The organism is Micrococcus sp. HG099 (assembly GCF_024723355.1).
Classification (GTDB): domain Bacteria; phylum Actinomycetota; class Actinomycetes; order Actinomycetales; family Micrococcaceae; genus Micrococcus; species Micrococcus endophyticus.
On sequence record NZ_JANQCJ010000003.1, the window covers coordinates 24,551 to 49,626 of the forward strand.

Here is a 25,076-nt window from a genome sequence, read left to right on the forward strand (position 1 = left end):
TCAGCGGCCCGGTCCGCGCGTCAGCGGTTCGTGCCGCTCGGTGAGCCGGTGGTCGCGCTCGGCGAGGGGCTCGCCGCGGAGGACGGGCTCGGCGAGGGCCGGGCCGTGTCCGCCGGGGTCGGGGACGGACTGGCCGTGGCGGAGTCGCGGCCGCGGCGGTCCTCCGCGTCGCCCGGCGAGCTCGACGTCGGCAGCACCGGGCGCTGCGTCGCCCGGAAGGACTGCACCCGCTGCACGGGCTCGGGCACGAAGTCGGACGGGACGGGGCCGCCGTCGGCGCCCGTGCCCTCGATCTTGATGGGGCCGGTGTAGCCCGAGGGGCGGGCGGTGTGCGAGGCGTCCGCGCCGATCGCCCCCATGTCCGCGAGCACCTCCACCATGCGCTGCATGTCCTCCTGGTGGTCCGCCACCACGGAGGCGGCCAACGCCTTGGCCTCCTCGTCGGTGCCCGACTCCGCCTCGGTGGCGGAGATCGTGAGCGCCCCCTGGTACACGCGGTGCATCTGCAGCAGGTAGATGCGGCCGGCGTCCTCCGCGTCCGCGGCGGCCAGCACGTTCTTCTCGCGCTCCGAGAGCAGCCCGGCGCGCAGTTCGTCCCCGGTGACCGGCACGGGGTCCCCGCCCTCCGAGGGCTGGGCCTCGGGGGTGGGAGTGGCCTCGGCGCCGACGCCGCGCAGGTCCTCCGTGGACACGCCCCAGCCCTCGAGCATGGCCTCCAGGCGTCCGGCGCGCTCCTCGTGCTGCGACTGGGCGCGCTCGGCCATCGAGCGGATCTCGCGGTCCACGCCGTCCGTGGCGAGCAGCTCCTCGGACTGGCCGATCACGTCGCGGTGGTTGCGCAGCAGCAGCCCCGCGAACTGGATGTCGCCGGCGAGCGGGTCCGCGGAGGTCTGGCTGGGCGTGGCCAGCACGCCGTCCAGGTAGGTGTTCCCCGCCTCGGTGCCGCTCGACTGCGCGGGCTCGTCGGCCACGCTGCAGCCGCTGACGGCGAGCGTCAGGGTCAGGAGCGCACCGCCGACGGCCACGCTCCAGCGGCGGGAGCGCGCGCAGGCGGGGGCGATGTCGGCTCGGATCATGGGCACAGGTCCTCTCGGCGGTCGTCTCCCGGTCAACGGGGTCGGGGTCCACCGACGCGGTCGGCGCGTCCCCGGCCTCCCCAGGGTACCCCTCCGGCCCGGGACGACCGGGGGTCCGGGCGGGCCCGTCAGGCCACGCGCGTGGTCTGGACGACCCAGTTGTTGAACGCGTTCCCCGCCATGCCGGTGCCGGGCACGAGGTCGCACGTGATGAGGGTGAGCCTGGCGTCGTCGCCGCCCGGCTCCCACGCCCACCGGTTCGCCGGGTCCTGCGTGAGCGCCTCCTTCTCCACGGACACGGCGTCCGCGTCCGCCTCGAAGACGGCCTGGCTGCCGTCGTCGTAGGTGAGGACGACGACGTCGCCCGCCCGCACCGCGTCGAGGTTCCAGAACACGTCCTTCACCCCGTAGTAGACGACGTGCCCGGCCAGGATGCCGGCGTACGGGGAGCGCTCCCCCGGGTCCGTGCCCCACTGCGGCGCGCCGTACCAGCCCACGGTCTGCGGGTCGGGGTCGAGCTCGCCGGCCTCGTTCATCTGCGTGTGCTCCACCGAGGCGCCCACGATCCGCTCCCCGTCCTGGTGCACCTCCACGTGCACGGGGGCGGCGTCGATCGACTCCCACGGGGCGGCCGGGCCGGTCATCAGGCCCTGCCACGCCGGCGCGTCGGCCTCCGCCGGCTCCGTGCTCGGCGCCTCGGCCTCGGCGGGCTCCGTGCTCGGCGCCTCGGCCTCGGCGGGCTCCTGCGACGGCGCCGCCTCGTCGGAGGGCTCGGCGGCAGGCTCGGACTCCTCGGCCGGCGCCTGGCCCGAGGCGGCGGCCGACGCCGTCGCGGAGGTCGAGGGGGCCACCGTCGGCGCGGCGCTCTCGGGGGCGGGCGTGCCGCTCGCGGATGCGGCCGGGGACGGGGCGGCGCTGATGGGCGCCCGCCCGATCGCCAGGGTGCCGCTCAGCGCGAGCCAGACCAGGCCGGCGCAGGCCAGCAGCAGGACGGCCCAGAGGGCGCGCTTGGCGGTGGTGCTCATCGGACATCTCCCCCGGTCGGGCACCGGCGCGCGGGGCGGCGGCGTGGTGGACGGCTGGATCGTGTCACTGCGAGGACGCGGCGGACAAGGGGGACGCGCGGGTCGTCATCGGAATGTCATCTGCGGGTCCCGGCTGCGGGTAGCGGGTGCGCACGAAGTCCTGCAGCGAGGCGGCGATCCGCGCGAGCGTCGCGGCGGCGAAGTGGTCCGCGCGCCAGGCGGCGTGCAGCCCCACGGACAGGGCGCGCCCGTCGAGCAGCACGCGCAACGGGACGAGGCCGAAGGCCGGGTCCTCGGTCACCACGGCCACGCCCGCGCCGGTGGCCACGAGGGCCTGGGCCACGCGGCCGGAGTTGGCCTCGCTCAGCTCGGGGGCGATCAGGCCCGCCACGGCCACGGCGCCGTCCAGCACGCGGCGGGCCATGAAGGACCGCGACGGCGCCACCACGCGCACTCCCACCAGCTCTTCGAGCGCCACGTCCGCGCGGCCGGCCCAGGGGTGGCCCGGGGCGACGTACGCCCACACGGGCAGGTCGATCAGGTGCAGGGCCTGCACGGTGGGCCCCGGGGCCATGGGCATCACCACGAGGTCGTGCCGGGCCACGGCGTCCTGCAGGGAGTCGTCCAGCTGGGTCTCGGCGACGCGCGGGCGGGGGTCGCCCTCGTCCAGCGTGGCGATGAAGGGCAGGACCACGTCGATCAGCGTGGTGCCCGGCGCGGCGATCGCGACCTCGGCGAGGCTGCCGGAGGCCAGGGTGCGGGCCGCCTGCTCGGCCTGGCGGTGCGCGGCGAGCACCCGGCGGGCCACCGGCAGGAACGCCTCCCCCGCGGTGGTGAGCTCGAGGCGGCTGCCCACCCGGGCGAACAGCGGCAGGCGCAGCTCGCGCTGCAGCCGCTGCAGCTGCCGGCTCAGGGCCGACTGGACCAGGTCCAGGCGCTGGGCGGCCGCCGAGACCGTCCCGGCCTCGGCCACGGTCACGAACGCCCGCAGCAGTCTCTCCTCCATGACGGCCGAGCATAGCCCCCATGCCGGATCATCACTGGACGGCATGGCCCATTGGCCCCACCATGGGAGCAGATCCATCCGCCGCTCCCCCGCGAGCCGACCCCAGGAGGCCCCTCCGTGTCCTCGACCCCCGACCTCGAGCAGAGCCGTCACCTCGCCACCGCGCTGCCCGGCCCCCGCTCCCAGGCCCTCGCCGAGCGCCAGAAGGCGGCCGTGCCCGCCGGCGTCGCCACCACCATGCCCGTCTACGCCGCGCGCGCCGCCGGGGGCATCCTCGAGGACGTGGACGGCAACCGCCTGATCGACCTGGCCTCCGGCATCGCCGTCACCTCCGTGGGCGCCTCCCACCCGCGCGTCGTGGCCGCCGTCCAGGAGCAGGTCGCGCAGTTCACCCACACCTCCTTCATGATCACCCCCTACGAGGGCTACGTGGCCGTGGCCGAGCAGCTGGACCGCACCGCGCCGATCTCCGGGCAGACCCGCACCGCCCTGTTCAACTCCGGGGCCGAGGCCGTGGAGAACGCCGTCAAGGTGGCCCGCTCCTACACCGGCAAGCAGGCCGTGGCCGCCTTCGACCACGCCTACCACGGCCGCACCACCCTCACGATGGCGCTGACCGCCAAGAACATGCCGTACAAGCACCACTTCGGCCCGTTCGCCCCCGAGATCTACCGTGTGCCCGGCTCCTACCCGCTGCGCGACGGCCTGTCCGGGGCCGAGGCGGCCCGCCGCGCAATCGGCGCCCTCGAGAAGCAGATCGGCGCGGAGAACCTGGCCGCCGTCATCATGGAGCCCATCCAGGGCGAGGGCGGGTTCATCGTCCCCGCCGAGGGCTTCCTGCCCGCCGTCGTCGAGTGGTGCCGGGCCAACGACGTCCTGTTCATCGCGGACGAGGTCCAGTCCGGCGTCGCCCGCACCGGCTCCTGGTTCGCGTGCGAGGCCGAGGGCGTGGAGCCGGACCTGATGACCACCGCCAAGGGCATCGCCGGCGGCATGCCGCTCTCCGGTGTCACCGGCCGCGCCGAGATCATGGACTCCGTCCATCCCGGCGGACTCGGCGGCACCTACGGCGGCAACCCCGTGGCCGCCGCGGCCGCCCTCGCCGTGTTCGAGGCGATCGAGGACGAGGACCTGCTGGCCAAGGCCACCCGCATCGAGGAGGTCATCCGGGAGCACTTCGCCGCGCACGCGGACGAGCGCATCGGCGAGGTCCGCGGCCGCGGCGCCATGATGGCGATCGAGCTCGTGGAGCCCGGCACCGGCGAGCCGGACGCGGCGCTGACCGCCGCCGTCGCCGCAGCCGTGCGCGCCACCGGCGTCATCCTGCTCACCTGCGGCACCTACGGCAACGTGATCCGCTTCCTACCGCCGCTGACCATCGGTGAGGACCTCCTCAAGGAGGGCCTGAGCGAGGTCACGAAGGCGCTGCAGGCCGCCTGAGCCCCCGCCACCGGCGAACCGACGACGACGGCCCCGCATCCCTGCCCGGGATGCGGGGCCGTCCGCCTGTCGGCAGAAGACTCAGATGTCGTCCTCGTACGCGGGGCCGCCTTCGTTCTCCAGGGCCTCGAGGCGCCGGGACTTCTCGGAGGTGAAGATCCGGCGGACCCCCGTGCCGCCGAACTCGTCCTCCGGGACCAGCCCGACGCCGTACTTCCGCAGGGCCTTCTCCAGACGCAGACGCTCGTCCACCCGCAGGTCGGCCAACCCCTTCTCGAAGCGGCGCAGCTGCTCCTTCTCGAGGCCGGCCGCGGTGGCCAGGGTGCGGACACTGACCTGGGCGAGAGCGCGGCCGGCGCGCGCCACGTCGAAGGTCATCGGGGTGGGGTACATCAGACATTCTCGATTCTGCAGTTCTCGACGGGGATCCGGTCCATGATGGTCACGCCCCGGAGGAAGGGACAAGGGCGCGCCAGCCTAGAACCCGCTATGTGACAGGCTCGTCGCTGACGGAGACGAACCTGGCCGACGATCGGGGAGAATAGGGCGGTCATCACTTCCCCACCCCCGAGAAAGGGGGCTCCATGAGCCACGTGACCTCCTCCCCGCCCGCGACAGGGCCGGGTCTCAAGAAGACCCTCTCATCGCTCGACGCCTACGCCATGGGCTTCGGCGCCATGATCGGCTTCGGCTGGGTCGTCCTCGTGGGCGGCTGGCTCAAGGACGCCGGCACCTTGGGCTCGATCATCGCGATCGTCTCCGGCGGCCTGATCATGACCGTCGTCGCACTGGTGTACGCCGAGCTCGTCGCAGCGATCCCGAAGGCCGGAGGCGAGCATCACTACCTGCTGCGTGGCATGGGCGCGCGATGGAGCTTCCTCGGCTCGTGGGGCATCACGGGCGGATACATCTCGATCGTCGCGTTCGAGGCCGTCGCCCTCCCCCGCACCGCCGCATACATCTGGCCCGAGATCGAGTCGATCCCGCTGTGGAACGCCTTCGGCTCGGACGTCTACCTCGTCTGGGCGCTGGTCGGCGCCGGGGCCGCCGTGGTCATCACCTGGATCAACTACATCGGCGTCAAACTGGCCGGCATCGTGCAGACGATCGTCGTCGCCACGCTGCTCGTCATCGGCGCTCTCCTGGTGTTCGGGGCCGGAACGGGTGGCTCCGTCGCGAACTTCGAGCCGCTCTTCACGGACGCCCGGGGCCTCTTCACGGTGATGGTCGTCGTGCCGTTCCTCTTCGTGGGCTTCGATGTCATCCCTCAGTCGGCCGAGGAGCTCAACATGCCCCCTCGCCGCATGGGCGTGATGATCATCGTCTCGGTGGCCGCCGCGACCCTCTGGTACATCATGGTGATCCTGACGAACGCGTCCTCAATGCCCCGTGAGCAGCTCGTGAACGCCGACCTCGTGACGGCTGACGCCATGGCGGCCCTGTTCCACAGCCCGGCCATGGCCAACGTGCTGCTCGTGGGCGGCATGGCCGGCATCCTCACCTCCTGGATCGCCCTGCTCATGGGCGCGGCTCGCCTGCTCTACGCGATGGGCGTCTCTGGCATGCTGCCCCGCTGGTTCGGACACATCCACCCGAAGTACCGGACCCCGTCGAACGCGGTGCTGTTCATCGGCGTGCTCTCCATCGCGGCGCCGTTCTTCGGTGCGGGCGCCCTGGGCTGGTTCGTGGACTCCGGCTCCCCGTCCATCGTGTTCACCTACATGATGGTCTGCATCGTGTTCCTGCTCCTGCGCCGCCGCGAGCCGGGAATGGACCGCCCCTTCCGCGCGGGCGGCGCGACCACCGGGCGAGTGCTGGGCGTGACCGGTGTGATCCTCACAGCGGGGCTGCTCAGCCTCTACATCCCGGGGATGCCCGCCTCCATCGCCCCGATGGCCTATGCCTTCTTCGGCCTGTGGTGGCTGCTCGGCCTCGTCTTCCTCTTCCGCATCCCGCGCGGGATCACCCCGGGCGAGGACGCAGAGGAGCGTCTGCTGGAACGTCTGGCGCGTCGCTGACCCATCGCTCCCGCCACGCCGGCGGGACGCGGACGGGCCCGCCTCCGGTCACCGGAGGCGGGCCCGTCGTCGTCGTGGGGCGTCAGTCCTGGACGAAGTACATCTGCTTGTTGACGAACTCGTCCATGCCGAGCGGGCCGAGCTCGCGGCCGAAGCCGGAGCGCTTGACGCCGCCGAACGCCAGGCCCGGGCGCTGACCGAGTCAGTGCACTACCGGACAGCTATACAGCTTGCCCTCAGCATCGACATCCCAGCCGCCGCCGTCAATGTCATTGAAGTGCACTCGCACTATGACGGGATCGCCCATGTCTTCATCCCACAACACCGCGACGGGTTCCTCCCCACCTGGCGGTATGGGCGCAACATCCACAATCTTCTTGCCTAAGCGGTCGAAGACATACACGTTCGAGATCGCTGCTCCAGTTTGGTTTCTCGCTAGAGCCTTGTACGAGAAGGGGTCACTGGCTGGCTTTCCCTCGCTGTTCTGGAGGTGGTACTTCGTTAGGGTTTGGTCACCCGATACTCCGGCCACGCGGCGACGCTGCTGCTCCACCTCGCGCTGTTCCTCGAGCTTACGTTGGTTGACACCCTGGACGAGCGCGTACCGCACTGCGGCGACAGTGCCAAACCCGGCGACCCAGTCTGGGACTGAACCCCAGTCCTGATTCCAAAGCGATTCAGACTCCCCCGCCTGCGCCGCCAGCCATACGCTCATAGGGCGCAGCATAGACGCCCCTGACCGGGTCAGGGGCCTCCTCCTCCCTCTCCGTCTCTCTCCCGCGAGCGCGGGCCCCAGGTGCGCCCGCGTCCCCTTCGATGCGGAACGTCCCCGAGAAGCGGGGAGAGGGACGGAGAGGGAGTGTTAGGCAGCTGTGACCATCTGCTCGGCCTGGGCCAGCACGCGGTCGATGGTGGAGGAGCGCCACACGCCCCCGCCTCGGGCCGTCGGCATGCCCTCCTCGGTTAGGGTGCGGGCGATGTGGGAGACGCGGACGCCCTCAGCACGCATGCGGAGGATACGCTCGCGGACCTCGTCCGGGATCTCGTTGGGGCGGCCGAACCGGACGCCCTCGGCCTTCCGCTGGGCCATGCCCTCCCGGATGCTCTGACTGATCAGCTCCCGCTCATACTGCGCGGCGGACGCAAGCACGTGCGCCGTGAAGCGGCCCGCCGGGTCAGCGGTGTCGATGTTTGGTGAGAGGAGGACCAGCGCCCCCAGCCTCGGCGCTGGCAGCGGTCGAGTAGCCCGGCGAAGTCGGCGACCGAGCGGCTGACCCGGTCGAGCCTGACGGCAAGCAGGACGTCCGTCTCCCCTCGGTCGAGGCGGGTCAGGGCGGATTGGGGGCCGGGACGTTTCAGGGACTTGCCGGACTGGCCCTCATCCGCCACCACCTCGACGTCCCAGCCTCGGCGGTCGGCCTCGGCCGCGAGCGCGGCGCGCTGGGCGTTGAGGAAGGCTCCATGCTCGGCCTGGTCCTCGGTCGAGACGCGGACGTATGCGAGGGCCAGGGGGCGGGTGCGGGGGGCAGCTTGGCGGTGGTGAGGTCGCGGCGGCGCTCAGCGAGAACGGCCGGGGAAGCCTTGGCGCGGGCGGCGCGCGCCACGTCGAAGGTCATCGGGGTGGGGTACATGGGTCCTCGATTCGCGATGAGTGCGAGGGTGTCCGGTTCATGGTGGGCGCGGGACGCCCCCGACGCAACCGTGGGGCGGCCCGCCCCGGGGCCGTCGACGTCGAGTCCGGCGACTGCCCTCAGGCGCGGCCCGCGACGGCCTCCTTCATGGCCTCGTAGGCGTCCAGGGCCTCCCGCCGAGACACCGTCAGGTCCACCACCGGCGCAGGTGGGTACTCGCTGAGCGGCTGCACGGCCTCGGGCAGCCACTGAGCCACGTAGCGGCCCTCCGGATCGAATTTCGCGGCCTGAGTGTCCGGATTGAAAATCCGGAAGAACGGGGACGCGTCCGCCCCCGAGCCGGCCACCCACTGCCACGACACCGGGTTGTTCGCCTCGTCCGCGTCCACCAGCGTGTCCCAGAACCACGCCTCGCCTTCCCACCAGGGCTGCAAGAGGTTCTTGCAGAACAGGGAGGCCGCGACCATCCGCACCCGGTTGTGCATCCAGCCGCTCTCCCAGAGCTGGCGCATGCCGGCGTCCACGAGCCGGATGCCGGTGCGGCCGCGCCGCCACGCCTCGGCGAGCTCCTCATCCTGTCGGTAGGGGAACATGGCGAACTGCGGCCGCAGCGGCCGCTCATGCAGGTCGGTGTGGTGGAAGGTGAGGTGCCAGGAGAACTCCCGCCAGTGCAGCTGGCGGATCCAGGCCCGAGCGTCCTCGGCCGACACCTGCCCATCCACGGCCGCGCGGCGGACGGCATGCCAGGCGGTGCGCACGGACAGCTCCCCGCTGCGCAGCCGCGGGGAGAGACCGGTCGTGGAGTCCGCGTCCGCGGGGACGTCCCGGGTCGCGCCATAGTGGGCCACGCCCTGCGCCATCCGGGCCAGCCCGTCCAGGGCCGCGCGCTCCCCCGGATCCCAGTGCCGTGCCACGGTCTCTTTCCACCAGCGGGGGCGTTCGTCCAGCAGGCCCAGAGCCGGCAATCGGAGCAGCAGACCCTCCTCGTGCAGCCGGTCCAGCGCATCTCGGACGGCAGGCCCGGGCGGGTCCACGGGCTCGGGCACCTCCAACTCCGGTGCGATCTCCACCTCGGAGAGGGTGCGGTGGAAGGGGGTGAACACCCCGTACGGGCCGCCGACCTTCGTGGTGACCTCCCAGGGCTCCGCCAGCAGCGCCCCGGGGTGGCTGTGCGCCGCCACGCCGGCGTCCACCAGCATGGACTTGATGCGGGCGTCCAGGGCGCGGGACCGTGGCGCATAGCGGCGACTCCACCGCACCACGTCGGCCCCGAGCCCCGCGGCCACCGCCGGCACCACCGCCGCGGCGTCCCCCCGGGCGAACACCAGCGGCACCCCGAGGGCCTCGAGCCGGGGGCCCAGGGCCTCCAGGCTGCGGTGGTTCCACCAGCGGGCGGCCGCACCGAGGGGGCGGGCACCCAGGCGGCCGCCGTCCGCGTCCACTTCCGCCTCCTCCCGAATCCACAGCCCCACCACGGCGCCGCCGGAGTCACGGCCCTCCTCGCACGCGGCGGTGAGGGCCTCATGGTCGAGGGTGCGCAGGTCATCGCGCAGCCACAAGAGCGTCGTCATCGCTCCGGCACCTCCGCCCGCTGCCCCTCTTCCCGCCGGATGGCCTCACCGATCACGGCCGCCCCATGGCGTTGACGTGGACGGCTCCTGTCGGCGTCCCCCCACCGCACCGCCCCGTCGCCGCCGGCGCAGCGGTCCGGGAGGCGGCGGGGTCTGCCGCGAGGCGTGGGTGGGGCGGGCATGCGTGTACCCCACCATGCCCGCGGCCGCTTTTCCAGCCTTCAACGTCCGACGCCAGGGACACGGTCCGGCGACGGGTGCGGGCATGCGCTCACTGCAACGAGCTCATGGCCCCACGTCAGTCCTGGACGAAGTACATCTGCTTGTTGACGAACTCGTCCATGCCGAGCGGGCCGAGCTCGCGGCCGAAGCCGGAGCGCTTGACGCCGCCGAACGGGATCTCCGCCCCCTCGCCCGCCGGCGTGTTCACGTTCGCCATGCCGACCTCGAGCTGCCGGGCGACCCGCTCGGCCTGGGCCTCGTCCTGGGAGAACACGGCGCCGCCCAGGCCGTACTGGGAGTCGTTGGCGAGGGCGAGCGCCTCGTCCGCGGACTCCACCTTGTAGACGACGGCGACGGGGCCGAAGAGCTCCTCGCGGTAGGCGTCCATCTCGGAGGTGACGCCCGTGATCACGGCGGGGGCGAAGCGGGCGCCCGCCTCGTCCGTGACGGTCCCGCCGACGTGGACGGTCGCCCCCTGCTGCCGGGCCCGCTCCACCTGCTCGGCCAGGCCCTCGGCGGCACCGCGCGAGGACAGCGGGGTGAAGACCGTCGGGTCCTCGTCGACGGCCTCCCCGGGCTTCATGGCCTCCGCCAGGGACACCAGCTCGGCCACGAAGGCGTCATGGATGTCCGCCGAGACGATCATGCGCTTGTTGGAGTTGCAGGCCTGGCCCATGTTGTACATGCGGGTCGCCCACGCGGTGCGGGCGGCCTCCGCCGGATCCTCGGCGTCGAGCACGATGTAGGGGTCCGAGCCGCCGAGCTCGAGGACGGCCTTCTTGAGGTGCTGGCCCGCGAGCGCGCCGATCACGGCGCCGGCCCGCTCGGAGCCGGTCAGGGAGACGCCGGCCACGCGCGGGTCGGCGATGAACTCGGCGATCTGGTCGTGCGTGGCGAACACGTTGGTGTACACGCCGGCCGGCACGCCGGCGTCGTCCATGATCTGCTGCACGGCCAGGGCCGAGCGCGGGCAGATCTCGGCGTGCTTGAGCACGATCGCGTTGCCGAGCATGAGGTTCGGCGCGGCGAAACGGGCGATCTGGTAGTACGGGAAGTTCCAGGGCATGACGCCCAGCAGCACACCCAGGGGCAGGTGGCGGATCATGGCGCGGCCGCCCTGGAAGGTCTCGATGGGGCGGTCCGCGGCGAGGGTGGGGCCCTTGTCCGCGAAGTAGCCGAAGATGGCCGAGCTGAACTCCGCCTCCTCGACGCCCTCGGTCACGCGCTTGCCCATCTCGGTGGCGATGATCTGCGCGAGCTCGTCCTTGCGCTCCTCGAAGAGGTCCGCGACCTTCTGCACGATGGTGGCGCGTTCCTCGATGGGGCGGGCGGCCCACGCACGCTGGGCGGTCTCGGCGGCGGCCAGCACCTGGTCGACCTCACCGTCGGCGAGGGCGGGGAAGGTCTCCACGACCTGGTCGGTGCTGGGGTCCTGCACGCGATAGCCGGTGGGGGTGCTCATGAGTGGGTCCTCTCGTTCGGGTCCCGGACCACGGCAGTGCCGTCGTCGTCCGGACGGATGATCGGGATGGGTCGGGTCGAGTCCGTCTGCGGCAGGGTCTCGCCACGGAAGTAGGCCGGGTGGCGCAGCCGCGTCCACATCATCAGTACCACGCCGATCGCCAGCACGCCCATGCCCAGGACGAACACGGTGCCGACGCCGAACACGGAGGAGCCGGAGCCGTAGTCGGGGTCGGTGGAGTCCAGCGCGGTCACGCAGAACATCACCAGCAGCACGAGGCCGCCGATCAGCGGGAACAGGAAGGTGGTGAGGGCGTTGCCCACCGAGGTGAACCACTCGCGGCGGAAGTACCAGACGCAGGCCAGGGCGGTGATGCCGTAGTAGAAGCAGATCATCAGGCCCAGGGCGGTGATGGTGTCCCACAGGGCGTTCTCGGAGAGCAGCCGCGTGACGACGTAGAAGAGGCCGGCGAAGCCCGCGCACACCCAGGTCGCGAAGGCCGGGCTGTTGAACCGTGGGCTCAGCTCGGCGAAGCGCGCGGGCACGGCCCGGTAGAAGCCCATCGCCAGCAGGGTGCGGGCCGGGGAGACCATGGTGGACTGCAGGGAGGCCAGGGAGCTGACGAGGATCGCGCTGGACATGATGACGGCGAAGGGGCCCAGGATCGGGCCGGCGAGGACCGCGAAGATCGACTCCTGGTTGTCCGGGTTGCCCGCGCCCAGGCCCTCGGAGCCGATGCCCGCCCAGGAGATCACGGCCAGGGCGGACAGGATGTAGACGGCGATGATGACGAGCACGGTGACGGCGGCGGCCCGGCCGGGGGTGCGCTCGGGGTCCTTGGTCTCCTCGTTCATCGTGAGGGTCACGTCCCAGCCCCAGAACAGGAAGATGGACAGGGAGACGCCGGCCGCGACCACACTGAAGTCGCCCGCGGTGAACGGGTTGAACCAGTCCAGCTGCACCGGAGTGGGGTCGAAGCCCGCACCACGGGAGGACTGCGTCAGGGCGGCGACGGCGAATGCGCCGAGGGCCAGGATCTGGAAGGCCACCAGGATGTACTGCAGGTGCTTGGTGGTCTCCATGCCCCGGTGCGAGATCCATCCGGCCAGGGCCAGGTACACCAGGGTCAGGGGGATGTTGACCCACAGGTTGCCGGCCAGGTCCGCGATGGCCTGGCTCCCGGTGATCTGGGCGAGCAGCAGGAATGTGAAGTCGACGGCGACGGCCGCCAGGTTGGACAGCACGATCACGGAGGCGGCGATGAGACCCCAGCCGCCCATCCACCCGACATACGGCCCGAAGGCGTGCGTGGCCCAGGTGAAGGACGTGCCGGAGTCCGGCACCCGCGTGTTCAGCGCCCGGTAGCCGAGGGCCACCAGGAGCATCGGGATGAAGCCGAGCAGCAGGATCGCGGGCACGTGGGTGCCGACGGTGCTGATGGTCGGTCCGAGGCCCGAGGTCAACGTGTAGGCGGGGGCGACGACGGAGACGCCGATCACCACCGCCCCGAGCAGGCCGACCTTGCCGGCCTGGAGCCCCTTGTTGCTCACCCCGCCCGGGTTGAGGAGGTTGACCTGCTCGATGGCGGAGGTGGTCGGGTACACGTGCTCGTGTCCCTCGCTGTCGACGACGCGGCGTCGTGGAGTGGATGCGCTCATGAGGATGTCCTTGTCCGTCGGGCCGGTCAGCCGGTGGGCTGCCCCGCGTCGGTGGCTTCCCGCTCGGCGATGGCCAGGGCGGCGGCCTCGCCCATGCGGATCGCGCCGTCCACGTGCTGGTAGCCCTCGGCGGCGATGTCCGAGCACGCGTAGTGGATGGGGCCGGTCGGGCGGTTCTGGAGGTGGCCCCAGCGGGAGAGCCCGCCGAGGTCGTAGCTGGTGGCGTAGGCGCCTCGGGTCCACTCCTCGGCGGCCATGTCCGAGAGGAAGAACGCGATCGGCTCGAGAGTCCGGGGGCCGAGGTACTCGGCCATGGCGCCGAGGATCGCGGCCTTGCGCTCCTCCTCCGGCAGCGCCCACATCTGCTCCGCGTACACGTCGGAGACGAAGCCGACGAGGGTGCCGTGCGGGTCCTCCTCGCCCGGGGCGCCGCCGGCCAGATTCTCGCCGCGGTTGGTGTTGTCGTAGATCTCCTGGACGAGACGGCCGCCGCCGAAGCACGTGCCGGACAGGCCCTCCTCGCGCCAGAACGGGGTCTCGTACACGGCGTGCACCTTGATGACCAGGCCCATGGAGATGTGCTGGTGCGCGATCTGCTGCTCGCGCGGCATCGGCGGCTCGAAGGAGATGCGGCTGTAGAGGTTCGGCGGGACGGCCAGGACCGCGTAGCGGGCGTGCACCTCGTAGTCGTCGGTGAGCGCCACGACGTCGCCGGCGTCGCCGTCGTGCGCCACGCCGTTGCGCACGTCCGCGGCCACCCCGTTCTTCTCGTCCGCGGTGGTCGGGTCCGGCTCGGCCCAGCGCAGGGTGCGCACCGGCTGGCCCAGGACGACGTCGTCGCCCAGCTCGGCGGCCATGGCCAAGGACACGGACTGCATGCCGCCCTCGACGCGCTGGTCCAGGATGAAGTCCTCGTCCACCAGGTTGCGGAACGACCCCGCCGAGGCGGCCATGAGCAGCGCCTGGAGCAGGGAGAAGGTGTGGGAGGGCTTGGTCAGCATGCCGGAGGCGATGTAGATGGAGACGTTGTCGATGGCCTCCGGGTCGTCCGACTCCTGCTCCAGCCAGTGGCGGAAGGAGATCTTGTCCAGCTCGGCGGCCCGCGGGTGCTCCCACGGGGCGGCGGCGTCGATCTCGGCGGTCAGTTCGTCGATCTTGGCGATCAGGCGATCCATCTCCCGGTCCGTCTTCTCGGCCACCGGGAAGTCCAGGCCGTCGTAGACGTGGCGCTCTCCGCGCGGGTCCACATAGACGTTGCGACCGTCACGGAAGCGGGAGAACGTCGGCAGGCCGAGCTCCTCCACCAGGGAGATGAGGCGGGTCTGGTCCGGGGAGATCCACTGGCCGCCGATCTCGATGAAGTGGTCCTTGCCGTCGGCGCCCTCGACCAGGCCGTTCCAGGTGCGGCCACCGACGCGCCGACGCGCCTCCAGGACGGTGACGGACAGGCCCTGGGCCTTCGCGGTGCGGGCGGCCATGAGGCCTGCCGGGCCGGCGCCGATCACGACGACGTCGCTCGTCCGGCGCTCGCGGCCGGCGGTGGCGGGGGCGGTGGTCATGGGGTGCTCCTCTGGCGGGGACGGGGCATCGGGCGGGGCCCGGGTGAATGCCGTTCATTTAGAGTGTCGGCGCTCACTGTACGGGCCGCGCGCCGGGAAGGGAAGGCCGATCCGTGGCCGGCCTGACACCTCCTGCCCGTCCGACGGGTCAGAATGGCCGGATGGACGAGACCCCCGAACCGCCCCGGACGCGCCGCCGCCGCGGACGACCGCTCTCCCCCGCTCTGAGCCGCGAAGCGATCGCGGACGCGGCGCGCGCGGTCGCCCGCGCCGAGGGATACGAAGGGCTCACCATGGCGGCGGTCGGCCGTCGCCTGGGCGTGGCGCCGAGCGCGCTCTACAACCACATCAGCGGCAAGCATGAGCTGCTCGTCCTGCTGCAGGACGCCGTGATGGGCGAGGTCTCGCTCGTCGAGCTGGAGGCCGCGATCCGGGGCGAGGTGCCCGTCGACGCGGCCCTGCGGGCGTGGGCGCGCTCCTACCGGGACGTCTTCGCGGCCCATCCGCCGCTGATCCCGCTCATCGCCACCCTGCCGATCGAGGGTGCCCCGTCGACGCAGCGGGTCTATGAGACGGTGTGCGCGGTGCTGGCCCGGACCGGTCTGGCGCCGGAGCAGGTGCTGGCCCGGGTGATCGCGCTCGAGTCGTTCATCTACGGGTCTGCGTACGACGTCGACGCTCCGGCCGACATCTTCGAGGTGGCGGGGGCGCAGGAGCGGCTGCCCGCGCTCGGCGCGGCCGCCGAGGCGTTCCGGGCGGGTGGGGGCACGCGCGCGACGGGGGCGCGGAACCCCTACGCGGACGCACCCTTCGAAGAGGGACTGGACCTGCTGCTCGCGGGCCTCGGCGACTGACCCGCGGACTGCCGGCCACGTGTCAGGCCGGCACGGACGCGCCGCCCCTGCGTGTGAGAGGGGCGGCGCGTCGACGGACCTGTGCGCGGCGGGCTGTCAGTCGGTCAGACCCAGACGACGGCGGGCCGCGACCAGCACCCCCGCGGCGGCGGCGCCGAGGCCGGCCAGCCACCAGCCGGTGGACTGCCCCGTCTCGACGGTGTCCGGGGTCGTGTGCTGCTCGTCGGCGTCGCCCTCGACCGGAGCGGGCTGTTCGTCCTCATCCTCCGGAGCCGGGGCGGCCTCGTCGCCCCGGAACGCGGCGAGCGCCGCAGCGGTGTCCGGGTCGGTCAGGTCGAGCGGCTTCCCGTTGAGGACGCCGTCCTCGGCGTCGAGGAAGCCGTCGTACGCGGCGGGGATCTCCTCGCCGACCTGCACGGTGACGGTCTGGACGTGGGCGACGTGGTCGCTGTGGAAGTCGACGGCGAAGGTGTCCGTGCCGACGAAGCCCTCCTCGGGGATGTACCAGGCACGGAGCTCGGAGTGCTCCGAGTCACGGAACGCGAAGACCTCACCGTGGGCCGGCTCGGCCACGACCGCCGCGTAGGTGTTCTCCATCGTCGGCGCGGCGACCAGGTGGACGATTTCGGCGCCCTCCACCCCGGGTGCCAGCTGCATGGCCGAGTCCCAGACCAGGGGCCGGTCCCCGAGGTGGGTCATCTGCGGGCCGTCGACCGAGTGCACGGCCGTCCCCTGATCGTCGGCGAGGTCGGCGTCCGCCTGGAGCGTGATGCCCATGTTCAGCATCTGCCCGTCGGCCACGACGTCGTACCGCACGAGGCCTTCACCGGCCGCGCCGAGCGCGCGGCGGGTCTCCAGGACGTCCACCGCGCCGCCGTCGATGACGTCCAGGGCGGTGAACTCCACCTCCTGGCCGGCCTCCAGGCGGGTGCCGTCCTCGGCCACCGGGGTGAGCGTGAGCGTGAGGTCCTCCGGGTCGTAGCCGTCGTAGGTCTGGAAGAAGGCGGCGGTGACGTTCTCGTGGTCGACGGCCTGGAAGGAGCCGGCCTGGGGACCATGGGCGTCGTCCCAGGCGGCGGCGGGGCCGGCGAGGGCGACGGTGGTGATGAGGCCGGCGGCGGCGACGGCGGCGGGCAAGTGACGGCGAGAGGGACGACGGGTACGGATGACGGACATGGCAGCTCCTCACTGAGTCGGCCGGACAGGGCCGGCGGTCCCCGCCTCTGCAGCACCGGCGTTCCGGGCTCGATGGGTGGGGACGCCTCGAGTCTGTCCGCCGAGAGCCCGCCGTGAAAGGGCTGTGCGACGTCGATGCATGATCGACACGGGACCGCAACCCGGCCGTGACCGGCGGGTCTCGACGGCGAACCGGCTGCCACGACGACGAAGGCCCGGTCCATATGGACCGGGCCTTCTGACGGGTGGAGGTAAGGGGATTCGAACCCCTGACCTTCTGCATGCCATGCAGACGCGCTACCAACTGCGCCATACCCCCAGGTGGGTGGTGACTCCGTTTCCGGTGGACCGGCCGGAGCACCTGAATAGAATACCGGGCCTGCAGCCACCGTGCAAACCGGCCGGGCAGCGTCGATGGACCGCCGCGGCCCCACGGCCTAGCGTGCAGGGGATACCCCCATGCCCACCGCCAGACCAGGAGGTCCTGCATGCCCCCCACCGACGCACCGACCCGCACCGCGCTGATCGGCTATGGGTTCGCCGGGAAGACGTTCCACGTCCCCCTGCTCCACGCCACGGAGGGACTCGCGCTCACCCATGTCGTCTCGAGTCGCCCGGACGCGGTGCACGCGGACCTGCCGGACGTCGTCGTGGTGCCCGACATGGAGGCGCTCCTGGCCCGCCACGACGTGGACCTCGTGGTGATCGCCGCCCCGAACGACCAGCACACGCCGCTCGCGTGCACGGCCCTGAGGGCGGGCAAGCACGTGGTGGTGGACAAGCCGTTCACGCTGAGTCTCGCCGAGGCGCGGGAGCTGCGCGACCTCGCGGCCGCGACGGGGCGGGTGCTGCGGGTGTTCCAGAACCGCCGCTTCGACAGCGACTTCCTGGGCATCGCCGAGCTGGTCCGCTCCGGCCGGCTCGGGGACGTCGTCCACCTCGAGTCCCGGATCGACCGCTTCCGCCCGACCGTCCGGGACCGCTGGCGGGAAGCCGCGGTGCCCGGGGGCGGCATCTGGTTCGACCTCGGACCGCACCTGGTCGACCAGGCGCTCCTGCTCTTCGGCGTCCCCGATCGCGTGGACGCCGACCTCGCGGCCCTGCGCCCGGGCGCCCCGGTCGAGGACTGGACGCACTGCGTGCTGCAGTACCCGGGCCGGCGCGTGGTCCTGCAGGCGTCGATGCTCGTGGCCGGCGGCAGCCCGCGCTTCGCGGTCCACGGCACGCGCGGCACCGCGGTGAAGGAACTGCCGGATCGGCAGGAGGCTCAACTGAGCGCGGGTCTGCTCCCCGACGCCGAGGGCTGGGGCGTCGACCCCGACCCGATCCTCCTGCACGACGGGGAGGGGAACATCGAGCGCATCCCCGCGCCGACCGGAGCCCAGCAGCGGTCCTACGCGGGCGTGCGCGACGCGATCCTCGGCCGCCCGAACGGCGACGCCGCCACCCCCGACCAGGCCGTCGCCGTGATGGCGGTGCTCGAGGCCGCCGTCGCCTCGGCGCGGGAGGGTCGTGCGGTGGAACCCGCGCTCACGGCGGTGGAGCGCGCCGCGTTCCCGGGTGTGTCCCCCGCACCGACCGCGGCGGAGCGACATCACCGCAGTGCTGCAACGCGGTGATGTCGCAGGGCGGCGGTCGCCTTCCTGGGCCGTACAGGAGCCCGACGACGACGAAGGCCCGGTCCGTGTGGACCGGGCCTTCTGACTGGTGGAGGTAAGGGGATTCGAACCCCTGACCTTCTGCATGCCATGCAGACGCGCTACCAACTGCGCCATACCCCCAGATGTGGGCGTCACCCGCGATGTTCACGCGCCGTTTCCGACCCGTTCGCCTCGTTGGCAACTCGACCAGCGTACACGGTCCCCGCGCGGGCGCCAAATCGGCGTCCGGGCCGAGGCGCCCTCAGATGTTGTAGCCCTCGAGGGTCCAGTCGCCCCAGCCCTCGGCTCCGGTGTCGGCAGTGAACGCGCCCTGCAGCACGGCGGCGCGGGCGTTGTCGATCCGCTCCAGCGCCGCGAACGCCTCGCCTTCGTGGCGCAGCAGCAGCCCCACGGCCGCGCGGATCACGCCGCCGTGCGCCACGGCGAGCAGGGTGCGGGCACCCTGCCGGCCGTCGTCGTGAGGGTCGCCCGCCGTGCCGGCGCCGGCGCCGGCCGCCCAGTGCTGCGGCACGCGGCCGCGCAGCGCACCGAGCGCCCGCTCGCCGGCCGCGCGCAGAGTCTCCCCGCCCACGGGTCCGGCGTCGAGCGCCGGGACGGCGCGCCAGCTGCGGTGCTCCTCGGGCCACCGCTGCGCGATCGCCGTCAGCTCCAGCCCCTCCCAGTCCCCGCCGTGCAGCTCCATGAGCTGCTCGTCCAGGGCCAGGTCGGCCGCGCCCACGCGCGCCTCGAGGAGGATCTCGGCGGTGCGGCGGGCCCGCGCCAGCGGGGAGGCGACGGCCACCAGCTCGGCGGCCTCCTCGAGGAGGTCGCCCACGGGCCCGACCGCGGCGCGGCGGGCCTGGCGCTCCCCCACGGCGTTGAGCTCCACGTCCGTGCGGCCCTGGTAGCGGTCGCCCGCATTCCAGTCCGTCTCGCCGTGGCGCAGCAGGATCAGTCGCACTCCGTGCCCCGGGCCGCTCAGGAGGCGTGCGGGGCGGCGTCGTCCGCGGCGCCCTCGCCAGCGGCGTCCGGCCGCGTGTGCTCCTCGGCGAGGCCGAGGTCGATGGCCGGGGTGTCCTTCCACAGGCGGTCCAGCGCGTAGAACTCGCGGTCCTCGCGGTGCTGGACGTGGACCACGAAGTGGCCGTAGTCGAGCAGCACCCAGTGGCCGTCCGAGCGGCCCTCACGGCGCAGGGGCTTGAGCTGCTCCTCCTTGAGCAGGGCCTCCTCCACGCCGTCGACGATGGCATTGACCTGGCGCTCGGAGGCGCCGGAGGCGATCAGGAAGGCGTCCGTGAGGCCGAGTCGCTCGGCGACGTCGAACGCCACGATGTGGGTGCCCAGCTTGTCGGCCGCGGCGGCCGCGGCGACGGTGAGGGCGTCCAGGGTGGTCTGGGGAACGGTCAAGGGGTCTCCTCATCCGAGACGTAGAGATGATGCTTGGCGATGTACTGGACCACGCCGTCCGGCACGAGGTACCAGACGGGCCGGCCCCGGGCGACGCGCTCCCGGCAGTCCGTGGAGGAGATCGCCATGGCGGGGATCTCCATGAGGGACACGTCGTCCTTCAGGCCCATGTCCGTGAGGTCGTGGCCCGGGCGGGTGACGCCCACGAAGTGCGCCAGGTCCCAGAGCTCGTCCACGTCCTTCCACGTGAGGATCTGGCCCATGGCGTCGGCGCCGGTGATGAAGAACAGCTCGGCGTCCGGGTGCAGGCGGCGCAGGTCCCGCAGGGTGTCCACGGTGTAGGTCATGCCGGGGCGGTCGATGTCCACGCGGGAGACGGTGAACCGGGGGTTGGAGGCGGTGGCCACCACGGTCATCAGGTAGCGGTCCTCGGCAGGGGAGACCTGTCGGTCCGACTTCTGCCACGGCTGGCCCGTGGGGACGAAGATCACCTCGTCCAGCTCGAACTCGGCGGCCACCTCGGAGGCGGCCACGAGGTGCCCGTGGTGGATCGGGTCGAAGGTGCCGCCCATGATGCCGAGGCGACGACGACGGGCGCCTCCGGCGGTGGGCTCGGAGGCGGTGGTGCGGGAGGCGACGGCCATGCGCTCAGGCGGAGTCCGCAGGACGCCGCGCCGCCCCGGGGGTCCGGGACGGCGCGGCGGTCCGATGCGGAGTCAGTGGCCAGGGGTGTGCGAGCCGTGGCCGGTGCCGTGGTGCTGCACGGCGGTGGTGGGCTCGGGCAGGCGCAGGGCGCGCGAGCGCATGGACATGGTGGCCAGCAGCGCGGCCATGAGCAGCGCGAAGACGATGATGCCGTACCAGACGGTGGGGATCGGCAGCTCGTTCACGACGTGGTGGCCCTCGGCGGCGGCCAGGACGAGAGAGGTGTTCAGCATGGGTGCTCCTCGGTGCAACGGGTCAGACGGCCGGGCCGAGGCCGGGCCGCAGGGGTCCTGTGGTCCATCCTAGCGCCGGTCAGCGACGGACCTGGCCGTCGCCGCGCAGGATCCACTTCGTGGTGGTCAGCTCCTCCAGGCCCATGGGCCCGCGGGCGTGCATCTTCTGGGTGGAGATTCCGACCTCGGCCCCGAGGCCGAGCTCGCCGCCGTCGGTGAAGCGGGTGGAGGCGTTGACGATCACGGCCGCCGCATCCACCTCGGTGATGAACTGCTCGGCCGCCGCGAGATCGTTGGTGACGATGGCCTCGGTGTGGCCCGTGGACCAGCGGCCGATGTGCTCGATCGCCTGGTCCAGCGAGTCGACGATCCGCACGGCCATGTCCATGTCCAGGTACTCGGTGCCCCAGTCCTCCTCGGTGGCGTCCACCGCGTCCCGGGCGTGGTCGCCGCGGTCCGTGGGGCCGGGCAGCCAGGCCTTCGCGGCCTCGTCCACGTGCAGCAGGACGCCGCCGCGCATGAGGGCGCGCAGCACCTCGCGGCCGGTCTCCTCCGCCTCGCGGTGGATCAGCAGGGTCTCGGCGGCGTTGCACACGGAGGTGCGGTGCGTCTTGGCGTTGAGGGCGATCTCCACGGCCATGTCCTTCGGGGCGGAGGCGTCCAGGTACAGGTGGACGTTGCCCTCCCCCGTCTCGATCACGGGCACGCGGGCCTCGCGGACCACGCGCTGGATGAGCTCGCGGCCGCCGCGCGGCACGAGCACGTCCACCGCGCCGCGGGTGGCCATGAGGGCGGCCACGCCGGGGCGGCCGAGGTCGTCGATGCCCTGGACCACGTTGGGGTCGAAGCCTTGGTCCGCCAGGGCCTCGCGCAGCACCTGGATCAGCACGGCGTTGGTGCTCTGGGCGGCCGAGCCGCCGCGCAGGATCACGCCGTTGCCGGACTTCAGGGCGATGCCCGCGATGTCCACGGTCACGTTGGGGCGCGCCTCGTACACAGCGCCCACCACGCCCAGGGGCACGCGGGTCTGGGTCATCCGCACGCCGTTGGGCAGGGTCCCGCCCCGCACGACGGCGCCGACGGGGTCCGGCAGGGCGGCGAGGGCCTCGAGGCCGAGCGCCAGTGCCTCGACGCGCGGCTCGTCCAGCTTCAGGCGGTCCAGCAGGGCGGCGGAGGTGCCGGCCTCGGCGCCGCGGGCGCGGTCCTCCTGGTTGGCCGTGATGATCGCGGCCGCGTTGGAGCGCAGCGACTCGGCCATGTGGCGCAGGACGGCGTCCTTGCGGGTGCGGCCCGCGGTGGCCAGCTCCGGGACGGCCAGGCGGGCCCACTCCGCGCGCTGGCGGATCGCGTCCACGACCTCCTGCGAGGGGGCCTCGGCCTCCTGGCCGGCGGACTGGTCCTGGGGTGCGGTGCTCTCCTGGTTCTCCATGCCGCCCACCCTACCGAGATGACCGGACCCGGAACGAGGCCGCGGCGTCGTGCGACGCGCGGCGCCGTCGGGCCGCCCGCGCCCCGGGACCGGGGTCAGCGGCGCGGCGGGGCCAGGCGCACCCAGTCGTCCGCGTGCACCACCACGCCGTCGTAGCCGGCGCCGAGGTCCTCCTTGAGGTCGGACGTGGAGCGCCCGAGCATCCGGGGCAGCTGGGACGAGGAGTACTGCACGAGCCCGCGTGCCAGCACGCGGCCGGTCGCGTCGAGGATCTCGACGACGTCGCCCGGCGTGAACCGGCCGCTGAGGCCGGTGATGCCCGCGGCGAGCAGGGAGCGGCCGCGGTCGATCGCGCCGGCCACCGCGCCGTCGTCGATCACGAGCTGGCCGCGCACCTCCGCGGTCAGGCCCAGCCAGGCCGCGCGGGCCGACCGGCGGCGGCCGGTGGCCTCGAACCACGTGCCCACGTCCTCCCCCGCGAACGCCGAGCCAGCGTTCGGGGCCGAGGTGAGCAGGGTGGGGATGCCGGTGGTCGCCGCGATGCCCGCCGCGTCAACCTTGGTGACCATGCCGCCCGTGCCCACGCCGGCCGAGCCGGGCACGTGCACGTCCACGCCCTCGAGGTCCGCGTCCGTGGCGACCACGGGGATGCGGCGCGAGTCCGGAAGCGAGGGGTGGCCCGTGTAGAGCGCGTCCACATCCGAGAGCAGCACGAGCAGGTCCGCCTTGACGAGGTTGGCGGTGAGCGCGGCGAGGCGGTCGTTGTCGCCGAACCGGATCTCGCGCGTGGCCACGGCGTCGTTCTCGTTGACGATCGGCATGACGTCGAGGGTGAGCAGCCGCGCCAGCGCGCGGTGCGCGTTGGTGTACTGCGTGCGGCGCATGAGCTCCTCGGCGGTGAGCAGCACCTGCGCGACCTCCGTCTCGTGGCGCCCGAAGCTGTGCGTGTAGTGCGCCAGGAGCCGGCCCTGGCCCACCGCGGCGGCCGCCTGCTGAGTGGCGGTGTCCTTGGGGCGGCGGTCCAGGCCGAGGTGCGGGAAGCCGGCGGCGATCGCGCCCGAGGAGACCAGCACCACCTGGGTGCCCCGCCCGCGCAGCTCCGCGATGACGTCCACGAGGCGGTCGATGGCCGCCACGTCCAGGCCGGTCGCGGTGGTGAGCGAGGACGAGCCGATCTTGATCACGACCCGGCGCGCCGCGGCCATCGTGTCCCGCGTGGTGACGGGGTTGGCCCGCGGATCCTCCGCGCCACGGGTGGCGGGGGTGGGGTAGCGGGTGACGACGGTGCGGCGTGCGCTCATGCGATCAGTCCTCTCGGTCGTACGTCTCGGTCCAGAGGCCGGAGCGGCGCTCGGCCTCCATCTCGGCGCGTGTGGCGGCGCGGGCGGCGCGGCGCTGGTCCTGCTCCGCCCGCTTCTCCGCGCGGGTGGCGCGCGTGCGCTCGTCCAGGCGCAGGTCGGTGCCGCGCGGGCCGGCCAGCAGCTCGGCGCCGGCGGACAGGGTGGGCTCCCAGTCGAAGAGCACGCCCGAGGCGTCGTCGCCGATCACGACGGCGTCGCCCGGGGTGGCGCCGGCCTTGAACAGGGCGTCCTCCACGCCCACGCGCTGCAAGCGGTCGGCCAGGTAGCCGACGGCCTCGTCGTTCTGGAAGTCGGTCTGGGCGACCCAGCGCTCCGGCTTCTCGCCGCGGATGCGGAACAGCGGCTCGAGGTTGCGCTCCTCGCGGCGGACGGTGAACTCGGCGTGCTCGCCCTTGCGGCGGTGCCGGCGGGGCACCTCCACGGGGGCGGCCGGCTCGGGCTCGGGGACCCGCTCGCGGGCCTCGGTGACGAGCCCGGCCATGGCGTACTTGAGCGCCTCCAGGCCGTCGCGGGCCAGCGCGGAGATGTCGAACACGCGCAGGCCGCGGCCCTCGAGCTCGGCGCGGACCATCTCGGCCATCGCGGCGCCGTCGGGCAGGTCGGTCTTGTTCAGGGCCACCAGGCGCGGGCGCTCGTTCAGGGGCACCACGCCCTCGCCGCCCTGGGAGAACACGGGCTCCACGGCGTACGCCTCGAGCTCGGCCTCGATGGCCTCGAAGTCGGCGATCGGGTCCCGGTCCGACTCGAGGGTGCCGCAGTCCAGGACGTGCACGAGGGCCGCGCAGCGCTCCACGTGGCGAAGGAACTCCAGGCCGAGGCCGCGCCCCTCGGAGGCGCCGGGGATCAGCCCGGGCACGTCCGCCACGGTGAAGCGGACCTCGCCGGCCTGGACCACGCCGAGGTTGGGCACGAGCGTGGTGAACGGGTAGTCGGCGATCTTCGGGCGCGCCGCGGAGATCGCCGCGATGAGCGAGGACTTCCCAGCCGAGGGGAAGCCCACGAGGGCGACGTCGGCGACCGTCTTGATCTCCAGGGTGAGGTCGCGGCTCTCCCCCGGCAGGCCCAGCAGGGCGAATCCGGGGGCCTTGCGCTTGACCGAGGACAGCGCGGCGTTGCCGAGGCCTCCCTGGCCGCCGGCCGCCGCGGTGTAGGACGCGCCCTCGCCCACGAGGTCGGCCACGATGTTGCCCTGCTCATCCTTGACCACCGTGCCGTCCGGCACCGGGATCACGAGGGACTCGCCGTGCTTGCCGGCGCGGTGGTCGCCCATGCCCGGCTGCCCGTTCTCCGCCGAGCGGTGCGGGGCGTGGTGGTAGTCGAGCAGGGTGGTGGTCTGGGAGTCCACCACCAGGGTGATGTCGCCGCCGTTGCCGCCGTTGCCGCCGTCGGGACCGCCCAGGGGCTTGAACTTCTCGCGGTGCACGGAGACGCACCCGTGCCCGCCGTTGCCGGCGGTGAGGTGGAGGACCACGCGGTCCACGAAGGCTGCCATGGGAGTGCTCCTTGAGCTGGAGGGGGGTCGGACGGGCGGCCACGGAGGCCGGGGACGCGCACGGCGGGGGGGGGGGGTGGGGGGGGGGGGGGGGGGGGGGGGGGGGGGGGG

Annotated in this window: 23 protein-coding genes and 2 tRNA genes; 4 read left to right on the plus strand and 21 right to left on the minus strand. The window is 72.9% G+C overall.

What is annotated here, in order from left to right; genetic code table 11:
* Positions 1 to 20: 20 nt before the first annotated feature.
* The 3 genes from NWP10_RS00655 to NWP10_RS00665 all read right to left on the minus strand — a co-directional run bounded on the left by NWP10_RS00655 (position 21) and on the right by NWP10_RS00665 (position 3,107).
* Positions 21 to 1,076, minus strand: a complete 1,056-nt coding sequence (locus NWP10_RS00655; RefSeq protein ID WP_258299515.1) for a DUF305 domain-containing protein — start codon at positions 1,074 to 1,076, stop codon at positions 21 to 23.
* A 128-nt stretch (positions 1,077 to 1,204) separates the two neighbouring features.
* The gene (locus tag NWP10_RS00660) at positions 1,205 to 2,101 is read right to left on the minus strand and encodes a class F sortase (protein WP_258299516.1); all 897 of its coding nucleotides are present in this window, start codon (positions 2,099 to 2,101) and stop codon (positions 1,205 to 1,207) included.
* 64 nt (positions 2,102 to 2,165) lie between these two features.
* Positions 2,166 to 3,107, minus strand: a complete 942-nt coding sequence (locus tag NWP10_RS00665) for a LysR family transcriptional regulator (RefSeq protein ID WP_258299517.1) — start codon at positions 3,105 to 3,107, stop codon at positions 2,166 to 2,168.
* Positions 3,108 to 3,224: 117 nt separating this feature from the next.
* Between NWP10_RS00665 and gabT the strand changes: the two genes are divergently transcribed.
* A complete protein-coding gene (gabT, locus tag NWP10_RS00670; protein WP_258299518.1) occupies positions 3,225 to 4,547 on the plus strand; it encodes a 4-aminobutyrate--2-oxoglutarate transaminase in 1,323 nt (440 codons plus the stop codon).
* Positions 4,548 to 4,628: 81 nt separating this feature from the next.
* Here gabT and NWP10_RS00675 read toward each other — a convergent pair whose 3' ends face one another.
* Complete coding sequence (locus NWP10_RS00675; RefSeq protein WP_126860250.1) at positions 4,629 to 4,940, minus strand: hypothetical protein; 312 nt, start codon at positions 4,938 to 4,940, stop codon at positions 4,629 to 4,631.
* Between the two features lie 191 nt (positions 4,941 to 5,131).
* Here NWP10_RS00675 and NWP10_RS00680 point away from each other — a divergent pair, with 191 nt between their 5' ends.
* Positions 5,132 to 6,565, plus strand: coding sequence for an APC family permease (locus NWP10_RS00680; RefSeq protein WP_258299519.1), 1,434 nt, complete (start codon positions 5,132 to 5,134; stop codon positions 6,563 to 6,565).
* Positions 6,566 to 6,767: 202 nt separating this feature from the next.
* Here the strand turns inward: NWP10_RS00680 and NWP10_RS00685 are convergent, their stop codons facing one another.
* The 7 genes from NWP10_RS00685 to NWP10_RS00710 all read right to left on the minus strand — a co-directional run bounded on the left by NWP10_RS00685 (position 6,768) and on the right by NWP10_RS00710 (position 14,668).
* Positions 6,768 to 7,280 (minus strand): hypothetical protein, encoded by a 513-nt coding sequence (locus tag NWP10_RS00685; RefSeq protein ID WP_258299520.1) that lies wholly within the window; start codon positions 7,278 to 7,280, stop codon positions 6,768 to 6,770.
* Between the two features lie 147 nt (positions 7,281 to 7,427).
* Entirely contained in the window at positions 7,428 to 7,784 is a 357-nt protein-coding gene (locus tag NWP10_RS00690) for a recombinase family protein (protein WP_375162454.1), read from the minus strand.
* Positions 7,679 to 8,074 carry a recombinase family protein gene (locus tag NWP10_RS12465; protein ID WP_158508123.1) on the minus strand — a complete coding sequence of 132 codons (396 nt, stop codon included), beginning with the start codon at positions 8,072 to 8,074 and terminating at the stop codon, positions 7,679 to 7,681. The genes NWP10_RS00690 and NWP10_RS12465 overlap by 106 nt, the downstream gene beginning before the upstream one ends.
* A gap of 241 nt (positions 8,075 to 8,315) precedes the next feature.
* On the minus strand, positions 8,316 to 9,767 hold the full coding sequence (locus tag NWP10_RS00695) for a deoxyribodipyrimidine photo-lyase (protein WP_017487862.1): 1,452 nt from the start codon (positions 9,765 to 9,767) through the stop codon (positions 8,316 to 8,318).
* A 298-nt stretch (positions 9,768 to 10,065) separates the two neighbouring features.
* Positions 10,066 to 11,451 carry an NAD-dependent succinate-semialdehyde dehydrogenase gene (locus tag NWP10_RS00700; RefSeq protein WP_017487861.1) on the minus strand — a complete coding sequence of 462 codons (1,386 nt, stop codon included), beginning with the start codon at positions 11,449 to 11,451 and terminating at the stop codon, positions 10,066 to 10,068.
* Positions 11,448 to 13,109 (minus strand): APC family permease, encoded by a 1,662-nt coding sequence (locus NWP10_RS00705; protein ID WP_017487860.1) that lies wholly within the window; start codon positions 13,107 to 13,109, stop codon positions 11,448 to 11,450. Before NWP10_RS00705 ends, NWP10_RS00700 begins: the two co-directional genes overlap by 4 nt.
* Positions 13,110 to 13,135: 26 nt before the next feature.
* Positions 13,136 to 14,668, minus strand: coding sequence for a flavin monoamine oxidase family protein (locus NWP10_RS00710; protein ID WP_258299521.1), 1,533 nt, complete (start codon positions 14,666 to 14,668; stop codon positions 13,136 to 13,138).
* Positions 14,669 to 14,829: 161 nt separating this feature from the next.
* Between NWP10_RS00710 and NWP10_RS00715 the strand changes: the two genes are divergently transcribed.
* Positions 14,830 to 15,522, plus strand: coding sequence for a TetR/AcrR family transcriptional regulator (locus tag NWP10_RS00715; RefSeq protein WP_017487858.1), 693 nt, complete (start codon positions 14,830 to 14,832; stop codon positions 15,520 to 15,522).
* Positions 15,523 to 15,618: 96 nt separating this feature from the next.
* On the opposite strand, the gene NWP10_RS00720 is transcribed toward NWP10_RS00715, so the two are convergent.
* Complete coding sequence (locus tag NWP10_RS00720) at positions 15,619 to 16,698, minus strand: hypothetical protein (protein WP_258299522.1); 1,080 nt, start codon at positions 16,696 to 16,698, stop codon at positions 15,619 to 15,621.
* Positions 16,699 to 16,944: 246 nt separating this feature from the next.
* Positions 16,945 to 17,017 (minus strand) — tRNA-Ala (locus NWP10_RS00725).
* Between the two features lie 169 nt (positions 17,018 to 17,186).
* Here NWP10_RS00725 and NWP10_RS00730 point away from each other — a divergent pair.
* Complete coding sequence (locus NWP10_RS00730) at positions 17,187 to 18,317, plus strand: oxidoreductase (protein WP_017487856.1); 1,131 nt, start codon at positions 17,187 to 17,189, stop codon at positions 18,315 to 18,317.
* Positions 18,318 to 18,403: 86 nt separating this feature from the next.
* Here NWP10_RS00730 and NWP10_RS00735 read toward each other — a convergent pair.
* The 8 genes from NWP10_RS00735 to obgE form a co-directional block, all read right to left on the minus strand.
* Positions 18,404 to 18,479: transfer RNA gene (locus NWP10_RS00735), tRNA-Ala, on the minus strand.
* Positions 18,480 to 18,600: 121 nt separating this feature from the next.
* Positions 18,601 to 19,299, minus strand: a complete 699-nt coding sequence (locus tag NWP10_RS00740; protein ID WP_258299523.1) for a histidine phosphatase family protein — start codon at positions 19,297 to 19,299, stop codon at positions 18,601 to 18,603.
* Positions 19,300 to 19,316: 17 nt separating this feature from the next.
* Positions 19,317 to 19,745 carry a ribosome silencing factor gene (rsfS, locus tag NWP10_RS00745; protein WP_017489127.1) on the minus strand — a complete coding sequence of 143 codons (429 nt, stop codon included), beginning with the start codon at positions 19,743 to 19,745 and terminating at the stop codon, positions 19,317 to 19,319.
* Complete coding sequence (nadD, locus tag NWP10_RS00750) at positions 19,742 to 20,389, minus strand: nicotinate-nucleotide adenylyltransferase (protein ID WP_258299524.1); 648 nt, start codon at positions 20,387 to 20,389, stop codon at positions 19,742 to 19,744. Before nadD ends, rsfS begins: the two co-directional genes overlap by 4 nt.
* A gap of 72 nt (positions 20,390 to 20,461) precedes the next feature.
* Complete coding sequence (locus tag NWP10_RS00755; RefSeq protein WP_017489126.1) at positions 20,462 to 20,683, minus strand: hypothetical protein; 222 nt, start codon at positions 20,681 to 20,683, stop codon at positions 20,462 to 20,464.
* Between the two features lie 79 nt (positions 20,684 to 20,762).
* Positions 20,763 to 22,112 carry a glutamate-5-semialdehyde dehydrogenase gene (locus NWP10_RS00760; protein ID WP_017489125.1) on the minus strand — a complete coding sequence of 450 codons (1,350 nt, stop codon included), beginning with the start codon at positions 22,110 to 22,112 and terminating at the stop codon, positions 20,763 to 20,765.
* 95 nt (positions 22,113 to 22,207) lie between these two features.
* A complete protein-coding gene (gene proB, locus NWP10_RS00765) occupies positions 22,208 to 23,413 on the minus strand; it encodes a glutamate 5-kinase (protein ID WP_017489124.1) in 1,206 nt (401 codons plus the stop codon).
* A 4-nt stretch (positions 23,414 to 23,417) separates the two neighbouring features.
* Complete coding sequence (gene obgE, locus NWP10_RS00770) at positions 23,418 to 24,965, minus strand: GTPase ObgE (protein WP_158494687.1); 1,548 nt, start codon at positions 24,963 to 24,965, stop codon at positions 23,418 to 23,420.
* Between the last annotated feature and the right edge of the window lie 111 nt (positions 24,966 to 25,076).